The organism is Nocardia sp. NPDC051833 (assembly GCF_040681225.1).
Classification (GTDB): Bacteria; Actinomycetota; Actinomycetes; order Mycobacteriales; family Mycobacteriaceae; genus Nocardia.
Window position 1 is genome coordinate 178,060 of the sequence record NZ_JBFAYK010000003.1, and the last position, 12,569, is coordinate 190,628.

12 protein-coding genes are annotated in these 12,569 nt (G+C 70.8%); 9 read left to right on the top strand and 3 right to left on the bottom strand.

Features of this window, described 5'->3' with window-relative positions; translation table 11 throughout:
• Positions 1-77 precede the first annotated feature (77 nt).
• Complete coding sequence (locus AB0L91_RS25415) at positions 78-1,223, bottom strand: beta-propeller fold lactonase family protein (RefSeq protein ID WP_365014052.1); 1,146 nt, start codon at positions 1,221-1,223, stop codon at positions 78-80.
• 237 nt (positions 1,224-1,460) lie between these two features.
• Between AB0L91_RS25415 and AB0L91_RS25420 the strand changes: the two genes are divergently transcribed.
• The 9 genes from AB0L91_RS25420 (at position 1,461) to AB0L91_RS25460 (ending at position 10,170) form a co-directional block, all read left to right on the top strand.
• Entirely contained in the window at positions 1,461-2,588 is a 1,128-nt protein-coding gene (locus AB0L91_RS25420) for a beta-propeller fold lactonase family protein (protein WP_365014054.1), read from the top strand.
• Positions 2,589-2,654: 66 nt separating this feature from the next.
• Positions 2,655-5,021 carry an ATP-binding protein gene (locus tag AB0L91_RS25425; protein ID WP_365014057.1) on the top strand — a complete coding sequence of 789 codons (2,367 nt, stop codon included), beginning with the start codon at positions 2,655-2,657 and terminating at the stop codon, positions 5,019-5,021.
• A 16-nt stretch (positions 5,022-5,037) separates the two neighbouring features.
• The gene (locus AB0L91_RS25430) at positions 5,038-5,475 is read left to right on the top strand and encodes a roadblock/LC7 domain-containing protein (RefSeq protein WP_357348767.1); all 438 of its coding nucleotides are present in this window, start codon (positions 5,038-5,040) and stop codon (positions 5,473-5,475) included.
• The gene (locus AB0L91_RS25435; protein WP_365014060.1) at positions 5,472-5,855 is read left to right on the top strand and encodes a DUF742 domain-containing protein; all 384 of its coding nucleotides are present in this window, start codon (positions 5,472-5,474) and stop codon (positions 5,853-5,855) included. Before AB0L91_RS25430 ends, AB0L91_RS25435 begins: the two co-directional genes overlap by 4 nt.
• Positions 5,836-6,444: an ATP/GTP-binding protein gene (locus AB0L91_RS25440; RefSeq protein ID WP_365014062.1), complete on the top strand. Its 609-nt coding sequence runs from the start codon at positions 5,836-5,838 to the stop codon at positions 6,442-6,444. The genes AB0L91_RS25435 and AB0L91_RS25440 overlap by 20 nt, the downstream gene beginning before the upstream one ends.
• A gap of 99 nt (positions 6,445-6,543) precedes the next feature.
• Positions 6,544-6,966 carry a nuclear transport factor 2 family protein gene (locus tag AB0L91_RS25445; RefSeq protein ID WP_365014064.1) on the top strand — a complete coding sequence of 141 codons (423 nt, stop codon included), beginning with the start codon at positions 6,544-6,546 and terminating at the stop codon, positions 6,964-6,966.
• Positions 6,967-7,092: 126 nt separating this feature from the next.
• On the top strand, positions 7,093-8,241 hold the full coding sequence (locus tag AB0L91_RS25450) for a beta-propeller fold lactonase family protein (RefSeq protein WP_365014066.1): 1,149 nt from the start codon (positions 7,093-7,095) through the stop codon (positions 8,239-8,241).
• 118 nt (positions 8,242-8,359) lie between these two features.
• Complete coding sequence (locus AB0L91_RS25455) at positions 8,360-8,788, top strand: MarR family transcriptional regulator (protein ID WP_357348777.1); 429 nt, start codon at positions 8,360-8,362, stop codon at positions 8,786-8,788.
• On the top strand, positions 8,785-10,170 hold the full coding sequence (locus tag AB0L91_RS25460) for an MFS transporter (RefSeq protein WP_365014069.1): 1,386 nt from the start codon (positions 8,785-8,787) through the stop codon (positions 10,168-10,170). The genes AB0L91_RS25455 and AB0L91_RS25460 overlap by 4 nt, the downstream gene beginning before the upstream one ends.
• A gap of 79 nt (positions 10,171-10,249) precedes the next feature.
• On the opposite strand, the gene AB0L91_RS25465 is transcribed toward AB0L91_RS25460, so the two are convergent.
• Both AB0L91_RS25465 and AB0L91_RS25470 read right to left on the bottom strand, forming a co-directional pair.
• Complete coding sequence (locus tag AB0L91_RS25465) at positions 10,250-11,095, bottom strand: SDR family oxidoreductase (RefSeq protein ID WP_365014071.1); 846 nt, start codon at positions 11,093-11,095, stop codon at positions 10,250-10,252.
• Entirely contained in the window at positions 11,083-12,546 is a 1,464-nt protein-coding gene (locus AB0L91_RS25470) for an aldehyde dehydrogenase family protein (protein ID WP_365014072.1), read from the bottom strand. The genes AB0L91_RS25465 and AB0L91_RS25470 overlap by 13 nt, the downstream gene beginning before the upstream one ends.
• Positions 12,547-12,569: the final 23 nt, after the last annotated feature.

Sequence of the window (12,569 nt, forward strand, 5' to 3'; positions counted from 1 at the left end):
CGCGGCGCGGGGGGGCGGGCGCTGGGGGGGGGGGCCCGCGCGCCCCCCCCCCCCCCCCCCCCGGCCCTCTCGGCTGTCTAGGGGGTCAGCGCGACGACCGGGCCGTCGGACATGATCACGCCGGTGTCGACCGCGGGGCGGCCGGACGGGGTGAGGCTGCCGTCGGGGCGGATCGTGTAGGTGTGCACCCGGGTCGTGACCTGCGCGGTGAGCACGTCGATCAGGTAGAGGGTCCGGCCGTCGGGATGCAGCGCCACCTGGCCCGGCAGGGTGCCGCCGGGGCCCGCGTACGGCGAACCGGGGAGCTCGGTGAGCCGGCCGTCGTCGTGCACCGTGAAGCCCGCGATCGACTGACCCATGGCATTGGGCACGTAGAGCCGCTCGCCGTCGGCGGTCGGGACCGCGCCGTGCGGGACGCCGTGGGTCGGGTAGGGGGAGCCGGGCGTCGGCGTCAGCTGTCCGTTGTCGCCGACGGCGAAGCCGGACAGGTCGAAGCCGAACTCGTTGCTCACGTACAGATAGCGCCCGTCCGGAGTGAAGCCGGGCGCCACCGGGCCGAGCTCCACCGCCGTGGCGCCCAGCGGGATCATGGTGCCGTTCGGCTGGATCGCGTAGTTGGACAGGGTGTTTCCGAGATACGTGACCACCCGCAGGAAGCGCCCGCTCGGGTCGACCCGCGCCATGCCCACGGCGCTGAAGCCGTCCACCGGCACCGACGGCGCGCCGGTCGGGGTGAGCGCGCCCGTGCCGGTCACCGCGTACGACTCGACACGGCCCGGTGCGCCACCGACCACCACGAACAGCAGGGTGCCGTCGGGGCTGAGGGTCGCCGCGGTCGGTGGGCCGCCGACGGTGATGTCGGCGCCGGGGATCGGATGCAGGGCGCCCGCGTCGTCCAGACGGTAGCCGCTGACGCCGAAATCGCCCGCGTGCGGGACGTAGACGGTCCGCCCGTCCGGCGCGACGACGAGCGAGAGGACACCGAAACCGGTCGGGAAGGGGCTGCCCGCCACGCTCGACAGGGTGGCGTCCTCGTCGACCCGCAGGACGCTGATGCCCATCGACGCGGTGCCCGCGGTGAGCAGGAACCGCGGGTGCGCGGCCGCGGCGACGGGCGCGGGCGCCGCCGTCCAGCCGACGACGGTGAGCAACACCGTCAGGAAAACCGATGCGGCGCAACGGAAGGCGCGGGAAGCGGGGCGGGAAAGGGGCGGCGAAGCCATCGGAGATCTCCTCGACGAGATTTCTGGGGGTGCGATCGACCGGCAGCCGATCGCGCGACAGCTCGAACGATCACATTTTGTATATGGTGTTGCAATCGCCGTTGTGCGGAATAACAACAGGACCGGGCGATGAGTGCGGGATGTCAAATCCGGCTCCGCGTGGAGAAAGCAAACTATATTGTGCTTAGTTCAGGTGGGCGACGTGGCCTGCCGGAACACACGGAGGTTTCGTTCCTGATGCTCGGGATCGTTTTCGAACACCCGCGACGCGTCGCGGTCGGTGTCGCCGCCGCGCTGGCGCTCTCGCTGTCCCCGTCCCTGGCTCACGCCGACGCGGCACCGCGGTATCTGCTCGTCACCGGCACCGGTTCCTCGAACATCAGCGTGCTGCGGGTCGACGACAACGGCACGCTCACCCGGATTCCCGGCGCCCCCTTCGCCAGCGACACCGGGTCGCTGACCCTCGAGATCACCCCGGACGGCCGGCGCGCCTACGCCGGTCACGTGGTGTCCGGCTCGATCATCGGCTACGACCTCGGCGCCGACGGTGCGCTGCACGAGATCGCGGGCAGCCGTATCGATTTCGGCGCCCCGGTGATCGGTGTGACGATCACCCCGGACGGCTCCCGGCTGTTCGCGACCGTCGGCAGCGTCACCACCGAGGTGCGCTCGTTCGACATCACCGCCGCCGGCGTCCTGGTGCCGACCGGCGCGCCGGCCACCCCGGTGCCCGGGATGAGCGGCCTGAGCCTGCCGCAGGTCACCCCGGACGGGCGCAACCTCATCGTGAGCACCTTCGTCGGCGCGACGGTGACCAGCTACGCGATCGGCGCCGACGCCTCGCTGACCCAGGTCGGCGCGACGATGCCCACCGGTGAGCGGCCCGCGCTGCCCGCGGTCACCCCGAACGGCCGCTACCTCTACATCAGCAACGAGGGCAGTGGCACCCTGTCCGGCTATGTGATCGCCCCGGACGGCAGCCTGTCGAACGCGCCCGGCTCGCCGTATGCCACCGGCGCGACACCGCACGGCTCGGCGATCACCGCCGACGGCACCCGGATGTATGTGCCCGCCTCGACCGGCGGTGAGGTCGACGGGTTCCGCATCGGCGGCGACGGCGCGCTCACCCCGCTGCCCGGTTCGCCGTACAAGACCCCCGACGGCGCGCTGCCGGGCCGGCTCGTGCTGAGCCCGGACGAGGACGAACTGTTCGTCATCGACACGCTCACCGTGAATGGCTCGGCCCGGGTGCACACCTACACCGTCGCCGCCGACGGCAGCGTCGCCCCGTCGGGTCTGCTCGCGGCGGATACCGGCGTGACCTTCCACGACGGGCCGTCGGCCCATCTGACCCCCGCACGATGACGCACCGCGGCGGGCCGCCCGGCCCGCCGCGACCGCGTCGCCCGCACCACCCCGAGGAGAACCGCTGTGCCATCGGCCGCTGTCGAGCCGAGCGCCGAGAACCCCCGCGCCGACCGCCCCCGCCGCTCGTGGCGTCACCGTTTCGGCACGAGTGTGCGCACCCGCGTCCTGGCGATCGCGCTGGTGCCCAGCGCCGTGCTGCTCGGCACCGGCGCCGTCGCCGTGACCCTGGTCGGGCTCCAGGCGCAGTCGGTGAAGGAATGGAGCGACTACCGGGGCACGGTCATCGACCCGCTGCTACGGTTCGTGACCGCCATCCAGGCCGAGCGGCTGGCCAGCGTCACCGCGCAGGAGCCCTCGCCCACCGCGGCGGCGGAACTGCGCGCCAGCCGCGACGACACCGATCGCGCGATCCAGGAGACCGCCCGGATCGCCGCCACGGCACAGGGCATCGACCAGGACACCGGCGCCGAATCCATCAAGGCGCTGGGCGATCTCATCGGCCGGATGCAGGTGATCCGGGAGTCGGTGGACAGCAGGCGGGCCACGACCGGCGATGTCGACCAGTACTTCACCGATCTCATCGCCGCCATGCTGTCGGCGGGTCAGGACTCCGCCCGGTACAAGTCGTCGGACACGACGACCATGGACGCCGAGCTGACCTCGATCGACCTGTTGCGCGCGGCCGAAGGCCATTCCCGGGTGGTCGGTCTCGTCGCCGCCGGCGCGGCGCACGGCATGCCCTCGCTGCGCGAACGCCGCACCCTGGCCCAGCACATCGGCGCCTATCGCAAGCAGTTCGATCTCGTCGATTCCCGGCTCTCGCCCGAGGTCAGGGCGAGCGTGCGGGCACTGACCTCCGGCACCGACTGGCGCTTCGGCACCGCCGGCGAGGACGAGATGTCCGAGCGGGGCGACACGACAATGCCCACCGAGGAGTGGCTGGCCGCCGAACGCGCCGTCGACACCAGGATGATCGCGGTGATCCGCGACCAGTTCCGGGTCACCGTCGACGCCACCAGCGCCTCGGCCGACCGCATGCTGAACCGGCTGATCGTGGTCTCGGCCATCATGCTCGTGGTCACCCTGCTGGCCGTCTCGATCTCGATGGTGCTGGCCAACCGGCTCGTACGCCGCCTGCGGACGCTGCGCTCGGCCAGCCTCGACCTCGCCAACGAGCGCCTGCCCGCGCTGATCCGCCGCATCCATCACGGTGAGCAGGTCGACGCCGAGGCCGAGACCGCCGTCGTCGACGGCGGCCACGACGAGATCGGCCAGGTGGCCGCGGCGTTCTCGGTCGCCCAGCGCACCGCGATCGAGACCGCGGTGGGGGAGGCGAGTACCCGCAACGGTTTCAACAAGGTCTTCCTCGACATCGCGTTCCGCAGTCAGGCGCTGGTGCGCAGGCAGCTCGACGTGCTCGATGTCGCCGAGGCCCGCCAGGACGACCCCGAGGACCTGGAACTGCTGTTCCAGCTCGACCACCTGGCCACCCGCGCCCGCCGCAACTCCGAGAACCTGCTGATCCTCGGTGGCCGCGCGCCGGGCAGGCGCTGGCGCAATCCGGTGGCACTCGAGGAGATCGTGCGCAGCGCGGTCTCCGAGACCGAGGGCTACGCGCGGGTGAGCGCGGTCCGGCTGCCCGCGGTGAGCGTGCTCGGCAGCGCCGTCGCCGACCTCATCCACCTGCTGGCCGAGCTGATCGACAACGCCGCCGCGTTCTCGCCGCCGGACGCCCCGGTATCGGTGCACGGCAACGCCGTCGGCCGGGGAGTGGTCGTCGAGATCGACGACCAGGGGCTCGGCATCGTCTTCGAGGAACGCGAACGGCTCAACGCGCTGCTGGCCGAACCGCCGCAGTTCCACGAGATGGCGCTGGCCGGACATCGGCACCTCGGACTGTTCGTGGTGAGCAGGCTGGCCGCCCGGCACGGCGTCACGGTGACCCTGCAGGAGTCGCCCTACGGCGGGGTGAAGGCGATCGTGCTGGTGCCGTGGGGCGTGCTCGAGGCCGGTGACGACAACCCCACCACCGCGGTGGAACCCGTGACCACCCGTGATCTGGGCCCCCGCGCGTCCGAGCCGACCGCGCTGCCTCGTCCGGCCCAGCCGGTGCCCGCCCTGCCCAGCGGCTTCGCCGAGGTGACCCACCCCGGACCCGCCGACGAGACGGCCGGGCACCGGGCGCGCGCCGCGGCGCGCAACGGGCACCCGAACCGGTCGGCCGACCGCAGGCCGGCGCTCCCGCGCCGTGATCGGCTCACCCATCTGTCGCCCCAGCTCAGTGTCGAGTTCGACGAAACCGACACCCGCGCAGCGGCGCCCGACCCGGCGGAGCGCGGCCGGGCGCCCGAGAAGATTCGCGCGGCGATGAGTTCGCTGCAGCACGGCACGCGACAGGGTCGCGGCCGCCCACCCCATACGCACTCGTAGAACGAACGGTCGGAACATGAACGAGGACATGATGGTTCGCCAGCCGCCGGCGGGAACCCTGGACTGGCTGCTCACCACCCTGGTGAAGAACACCTCGGGCGCGGAGTCCGCGGTGGTGCTCTCCGCGGACGGACTGGCGCTGGCCGGGTCCGTCGGGATCGACCGGGAGGACGTCGAACACTTGGCGGCGATGGCGTCGGCGCTGCACAGCCTGGCGCGCGGCGTCGGCACCCGCTTCGGCAAGGGCGCGCTGCACCAGACGGTGATCGAGCTCGAGCTCGGCTACCTGCTGGTGACCGAGGCCGGTCAGGGTGCCTGCCTGGCCCTGCTGGCCGACGCGGAGGCCGATCTGGGCCTGGTCGCCTACGAGATGAACGTGATCGTCGGCCAGGTGCGCGACCATCTCTCGGCGTCACCGCGGAATTCGACGACGCGAGTGTCGCATCTGCCGTGAGTGAGGGACCGGACGACGCGTGGGGCTACGAGGACGACGACCCGGGGCCCCTGGTCCGGCCGTTCGCGCTCACGCGCGGCCGGGCGGGTAGGGAACTGCAGGATCTCGACATCCTGACCTTGGTGATCTCGGTCGGCTACGACGCCGACGTCGGCAAGCTCGACCGCGAGTACGCCGAGATCTTCCGGCTGTGCCGCCACCGTCCGCTCTCGATCGTCGAAATCGCCGCGCACCTGGGCTTGTTGCTGGTCACCGTGAAGGTGCTGGTCAGCGATCTGATCTCGGCCGGCTATGTGATCTTCCGTTCCCCACCGCGGGCCGACGCAGGCCCCGACCCCGAACTCCTGCAGGCGGTACTCGATGGCATACGCAATCTCTGACGGCTACGGCTCCCCGGCGATGTCGGCCGAGCTGGCCGTGAAGGTCCTGGTGGCCGGTGGATTCGGCGTCGGCAAGACGACGATGGTCGGCGCGATCAGCGAGATCACCCCGCTGCGCACGGAGGAACAGCTGACCGAGCTGAGCAGCTCGGTCGACGACCTGCGTGGCATCGAGGCCAAGCGCACCACCACAGTCGCCTTGGATTTCGGCCGGATCACGATCAATCCGCGAGTGATCTTATATCTGTTCGGCACGCCGGGGCAGGACCGTTTCTGGTTTCTGTGGCCGGAACTGTCCCGTGGCGCACTGGGCGCGGTGGTTCTGGTCGATACCCGAAGGCTCGCCGACAGTTTCGCCGCGGTCGACTATTTCGAGTCGCAGCGAATTCCGTTCGTGGTCGCGGTGAACTGCTTCGACGGCGCGGATCGCTACGAGCCCAACGAGATTCGGGCCGCGCTCGGGGTGCCGACGCACGTTCCGATTTTGCTGTGCGACGCCCGCGACCGGGCTTCGTGCAAGGAGGTGCTGGTGTGTCTGTTCGAATACATCATGGCGAACACCACGGCTGTTCGTGATCGGTCAAGCTGAATATATAAAGCGCGCAAGAACTCTGGCGGAAATTACTATGCACAATATATTGTTGGCTCGCCCGGGAGTTCCGGGCAGACACTCAGCGAAAGGCGCACCATGAGCGACCTGCTCGACCTCGTCAACACGCACTACGCCGGCCTCGAGGGCGGCGATCTCGACCTGGCCGCGAGCCCGTTCACCGATGATGTCGCGGCCGAGTTCCCGTCCGGTCCGCTCAGCGGCATCGAGGCGCTGCGCGGCCTCATCGGCGCCTTCATCACCGCGTTTCCCGGGATGAAGATCGAACGCCGCAACACCTGGGTCGACGGCGACACCGCGATCGCCGAGATCGTCTTCACCGGCGTCCAGACCGGCCCGCTGGCGACCGCGGAGGGCGAGGTGCCCGCCTCCGGCCGCACCGTCACCTTCCCGCTCGTCGACACCTTCACGTTGCGCGACGGCAAGGTCTCCGAGCACCGGGTCTATTGGGACAACGTCAGCTTCCTGACCCAGCTGGGTCTGCTGCCCGGCCAGGACTAGTTCCCGGCCCGAAAACCCCGTCGGCTCCGCCGCCGGGGTTTTCGTCGTCTGTGCTGGTCAACGCCGGTCTCGGGTGTGCAGATTTCTGGACAGTTCACCGGCCTGTCCACGACTTAGTCTCCTGCTATGACCTCTGATTCAACGTCGACAGGTGGTTCGGGGACCCGGCGGGCGGCGTGGGCGCTGGCACTGGCCGCGACCGTTCTCCCCGGCTTCACGGCGACGGCTCACCCCGCGTCGGCGGATACCGCCGGATACCACATCTACGCCCACGGCTTCCTCAGCGACGGCATCGCGGGCTACCACGCCTCCGACACCGGACAGCCGGCCCCGATCGGGGCCAGGGTACCGTCCGGCGCTTTCAACTGGCCGCAGGCCGCCACGCCGGACGGACGGTTCCTGATGGTCGCGCCCGGATCGAATCCGCAGTTGATCCCGTACGCGATCGGCGCGGGCGGCGAGCTGACCGCGGGGACGCCGCTGGCGATGCCCGACATTCCCGTCGACATCACCTTCTCGCCCGACGGCCGGTTCGCGTATGTCGTCGTCGGCCTGCAGAACGCCCAGGTCGTGGCGGTCCGCATCGGTGCCGACGGCACCCTGACCCGACACGGTGCCGGGACGCCGTTCGGGGAGCCGGTCGACGGCGTCGCCTCGGCCACCGTCTCGCCCGACGGCCGTCAGCTCTACGCGGCCAGCCTGCTCCCGCGTCAGTTGCTGGTGTTCGACATCGGCCCCGACGGCACGGTGTCGCCGGCCAAGCAGCGGGTCGACACGGGTCTGAACCCGATCTTCCCCCGGGTCACCCCCGATGGGCGCCATGTCTATGTCATCAACGAGATCAGCGGCTCGGTCTCGGGATTCACCAGGGCCGAGGACGGTTCGCTGACCGAGATCGCGGGCTCGCCGTTCCGCACCGGTCTGCTGCCGCATGTCACGAGTATCACGCCCGACGGTCGCTACTTGTACGTGCCGAACATGGGGTCCGGGCACATCAGTTCGTTCCGCGTCGAGCAGAACGGCGTGCTGACTCCGCTGCCCGACGTCGATTTCGCGCCGGGGCAGCCCGGGGTGTTCGCCGAATCGTCGGCGATGTCGCCCAGTGGTGAAGTGCTGTGGGCGCTGGGGACGGATCCGATGCGGGGCGGTGAGGAGATCCTGCGCCGGTTCTCGGTGGGCGCCGACGGTGTTCTCGACCTGGACGAATCGACGGCGGTCTACACCGGCACGTTCGTCGCCGACGGGCGCACGATGACGCTGGTTCCCGGCCGCTGACATCGGGCCCGAAGCCCCTTCCGGCGCCGGTCGGAGGGGGCTTCTGTGGTCTCGGTCTATAAGCAGCATCACCGCAGTTATTCAACTGAATTGATCAATTTAGTTGTATGGTTTCGCTATGCCCCCCGAACGATCCACCGCCCGAGAGCTGGGTGAAGCGCTACATCCGATCGCTCGCCGACTGCTCGCCGGGCGCTCGATCTCGGTGGGAAAGCTCGGTGTGCTCACCTATTTGGCCAAGCACGGCCGGGCCACCGCGACGACTCTGGCCGCCGAGCAAACTGTCAGTCCGCAGGCCATCGCCACCGCGGTGCGCGAGCTCGAAGTCCTCGGACTGGTGACCCGCACGCCCGACGAGGACGACCGCCGCAAAGTCTGGATCGAACCCACCGCCGCGGGCCGGGCGCGGCTCACCGAGGAACGCGCCGTCGGCCTGGACTGGCTCGCCGGCGCCATCGCCGAACGGCTGACACCCGAGGAGCGCGCGTCCCTCGACGCCGCCCTCCCGGCCCTGCGGATATTGGCGGACGCCGGGCCGATCGCATGATCGCCGTACCGCACCGGCTGGCTCCCGCGCTCGTCTACACCGCCCTGACCTCGGCCATCGTCAGTTCGCTCGGCATGCTGCTGGTGCCGGCGATCTCGCACGACATGCACGTCGACGTGAGCGCCGCGCAGTGGATGCTCACCGTGAACCTGTTGGTCGGCGCCGTGACCACGCCGATCATGGGCCGCCTCAGCGACGGCCCGCACAAGAAGCGGCTGCTGCTGTGGTCGCTGATCATCATCCTGGCCGGTTCGCTGGTGGCCGCGCTGGCGCCGAACTTCACGGTATTCCTGATCGGTCGCGCCCTGCAGGGCCTCAGCTACGGGATCGTCCCGGTGACGATCGCACTCGCGCGCCGCTATCTGCCGCCCGAGGAGGTACGCAACGGCATCTCGACCCTGTCGGTGACGGTCACCAGTGGGCTCGGCCTCGGCTATCCGCTCACCGGCATCCTCGCCGACCTGTTCGGCTACCGCTTCGCCTTCTGGGCCGCGGCGCTGTTCCTGCTGTCGACCGTCCTGGTCGTCTGGCTCGTGGTGCCGGACGGCCCCGACGAGCGGGCCGCGCGCACGCCGTTCGACCTGCGCGGCGCCGTGCTGATCGGCGTCGGCCTGGCGAGCCTGCTGCTCGTCGCCGGTGACGGCGCGCGCTGGGGCTGGGGCTCGCCCGCGACGATCGGGCTGTTCCTGGTGTCGGTGGCGATCCTGGTGGTGTGGGGACTGGTCGAACTGCGGACCCCGCACGCCCTCGTCGACCTGCGGGTGCTGCGCACCGGCGACGTGCTCGTCGCCAACGGCACCGCCATCGGGCTCGGCGCGGCGATGTACGCCTGCCTCTCGATCGCCAGCCTGATCGCCCAGGCGCCCACCTCGACCGGCTACGGTGTGGCGCTGCCGCTGTTCTGGGCCGGCTTCGTCATGTTGCCGCTGTCGGTCGGCAGTTTCGCGGCCAACCGGGTGGTACGCGTGGTCTCTGCCCGTATTCCCATGCGCGCCTTGCTGATTCCCGGTTCCGCGCTGGTCACCGCGTCCAGTCTGCTGCTGTGGATCGCCCACGACGAACTCTGGGAGATCCTGGTCGGCATGCTCGGATTCGGTATGGGCATCGGCACCACCTACGCCGCGATGCCCGCGCTGATCGCCCGCAGCGTCGCCGACCGCGAACTCGGCAGCGCGGTGAGCTTCAACCAGGTCCTGCGGACCGTCGGTGGCTCATTCGGTAGCGCCATGTCCGGCGCGGTGCTCGCCGCACACCTCGCTCCGACCGGCTACCCGACCGCCACCGGGATCGGCATCGGCTTGGCGGTGGGCGCCGTCGGCTGCACCGCGGTCCTGGTCGTGCTCAGCGCCACCCACCTGATGACCCGGCAGAAGCAGCCGTAGGCGAGAGGACGAACCACCGAAAGCACCGGCCGCGGTGGCTTGTCGGCCACCGCGGCCGGTGTTCTCGGGTCGGCTCACCTCACGACGCGGCGTGGAACTCCGCGGCGAAGTCGGTGATGAGCGCGACCGTGGCGTCCTTGGTCACGGCGGTCGACCCGCCGTCGACCGGGAGCGCGACCCCGGTGATCCAGGCCGAGAGCTCACTGGCGAGGAACAGCGCGGCGCCGGCGATGTCCCCGGCGCGGCCCGCGCGGCCGATCAACGTCTCGCCGCCGATGCGTTCGCCGATCCCGGTGAGGAATTCGTCCTCGCGCTCGCGGGCGACCCCGAACATGTCGGTGATGATCGAGGTGAGCACCGCGCCCGGCAGGATCGCGTTCGACCGGATGCCGGTGCCCCGGTTCTCCATCGCGGTCTGGCGGACCAGCGCCAGGACGGCCGCCTTGGCCATCGAGTACGCCGCACCGTTCCACCCGGCCTGCAGCGCCGCGACGCTGCCGGTGGTGATGATCGAGCCGGGCGTGCCTTGTAGGCGGAACTGCCGGGCCGCGTACTTGTGCGCGGCGACGTGGGCTCGCAGGTTCAGTGCCAGCGTGCGGTCCAGCCCGGCCGGGGTGAGCTCCTCGATCGGGGAAAGATCCACGGCGGCACCGGCGTTGCTGAACATCACGTCGAGCCGGCCGAAGGCGTCGACCGCGGCGCCGACCAGCGCTTCGACCTCCGCCGCCGAGGTGACATCGGTGCGGACGAAGTGCGCCGAGTCGCCGAGACGGGCGGCGGCCGCGGCACCGCGTTCGTCCTGGATGTCGGCGAGGACCACCCGCGCGCCGTGCTCGACGAAGGCTTCGGCGGTGGCCAGGCCCATGCCGCTCGCGGCCCCGGTGATGACGGCGACCTTGCCGTCCAGCATCTTCACAGCGGCCACTGCACGTGCTTGACCTCGAAGAATTCGCGGAATCCTTCCTCACCACCCTCGCGGCCGATGCCGCTGTGGCCGGGGCCGCCCCAGGGTGCGTCGGCCCGCATACCGCCGCCACCGTTGACGGTCACCGTGCCCGAGCGCAGGCGGCGGGCGAAGGCGATGGCGTCGGGTGTCGGCCCCCAGACATTGGCGTTGAGCGCGTATCGGACGTCGTTGGCCATCCGGACCGCGTCGTCGAGGTCGGTGTAGGGCAGAACGACGCCGACCGGCGCGAACAGTTCCTCCTGCGCGATCTCGGCCGCGTTGGAAACGCCGGTCACCAGGGTCGCCTCGAGGAAGAACCCGCCGTCGAGCCCGGCGGGCCTGCCGCCACCGACCGGCACCGCCGCGCCGGCCGCGCGGGCCCGCTCGAGGTAACCCTCCACGTCGCTGCGGTGCTCGCCGGTGATCAGCGGGCCGAGGACCGTGTCGGCGGCCAGCGGATCGCCGACGGTGAGCCCGCGCAGGAACGCGCCCGAGCGCTCGACGTATTCGTCGAAATCGGCCCGGGGCACCAGGGTTCGGGTGGTCGCGCCGCATGCCTGCCCGCTGTTGCGGGTGAACCGCAGCGCCGAGGCGGGCACGGCGCGTTCGAGGTCGGTGCCCGGCAGGACGATATTGGGCGACTTGCCGCCGAGTTCGAGCACCACCTTCTTCAACGTCGGGGCCGCCAGGGCGAGGATCTTGCTGCCGACCGCGGCGGACCCGGTGAACGTCACCATGTCGACTTCGGGCGCGGCCACCACCTGCTCGGTGACCGCGGGTGGGCCGAACACCAGATTGACCGCGCCTGCGGGGAATCCGGCCTCCTCGACCAGCCGCACGAACGCCGAGGTCAGCAGCACCGCCTTCGGCGAGGTGACCAGCACCGTCGAACACCCGGCCGCGAGCGCGGCGCCCAGCTTGTACGCGCTCATCATGATCGGCACGTTGTAGGCCACCACGGCGGCCACCACGCCCGCGGGCTGACGGAGCAGCAGACTGCTCGTGGTGATCGGGTCGTGGTCGAGTGGCAGCGGCTGCTCGTAGCCCTCGCGCGGTCCCCGGGCCGCGGCATCGGCGAACCAGCGGAAGAACTTCGCGGGCAGGTCGACGTGCAGCGTCGGCCCGCTGCTGATCGGCGTGCCGATCTCGGTGGCGGCGAGCCGGACGAGCGCGTCGCGGTTCGCCTCGAGCAGGTCGGCGAGCCGATGCAGCAGGGCGCCGCGATCGGCGGGCCCGAGCCTGCTCCACTCGCCGCCGTCGAACGCGCGGCGCGCCGCCGAGACCGCCGCGCCGACCTGTGTCTCGCTCGTCGACGGCGTGAGCGCCACCTGCACCCCGGTCGCGGGTGCGATCGTGGCGATCACCGGGCCGTCCCCGGCTTCCCAGCGACCGGCGAGGTAGCTCGCGGCCGTACCAATCAGGGCTGTCATGCGTGAATCCTTTTCGGGTCGAG

Excerpts from the sequence above, each read along its gene's own strand:
- AB0L91_RS25430 (WP_357348767.1), top strand. The coding sequence starts at position 5,038 with ATGAACGAGGACATGATGGTTCGCCAGCCGCCGGCGGGAACCCTGGAC.
- AB0L91_RS25415 (WP_365014052.1), bottom strand. The coding sequence starts at position 1,223 with ATGGCTTCGCCGCCCCTTTCCCGCCCCGCTTCCCGCGCCTTCCGTTGC.
- AB0L91_RS25455 (WP_357348777.1), top strand. The coding sequence starts at position 8,360 with ATGCCCCCCGAACGATCCACCGCCCGAGAGCTGGGTGAAGCGCTACAT.
- AB0L91_RS25440 (WP_365014062.1), top strand. The coding sequence starts at position 5,836 with ATGGCATACGCAATCTCTGACGGCTACGGCTCCCCGGCGATGTCGGCC.
- AB0L91_RS25445 (WP_365014064.1), top strand. The coding sequence starts at position 6,544 with ATGAGCGACCTGCTCGACCTCGTCAACACGCACTACGCCGGCCTCGAG.
- AB0L91_RS25460 (WP_365014069.1), top strand. The coding sequence starts at position 8,785 with ATGATCGCCGTACCGCACCGGCTGGCTCCCGCGCTCGTCTACACCGCC.
- AB0L91_RS25470 (WP_365014072.1), bottom strand. The coding sequence starts at position 12,546 with ATGACAGCCCTGATTGGTACGGCCGCGAGCTACCTCGCCGGTCGCTGG.
- AB0L91_RS25450 (WP_365014066.1), top strand. The coding sequence starts at position 7,093 with ATGACCTCTGATTCAACGTCGACAGGTGGTTCGGGGACCCGGCGGGCG.
- AB0L91_RS25420 (WP_365014054.1), top strand. The coding sequence starts at position 1,461 with ATGCTCGGGATCGTTTTCGAACACCCGCGACGCGTCGCGGTCGGTGTC.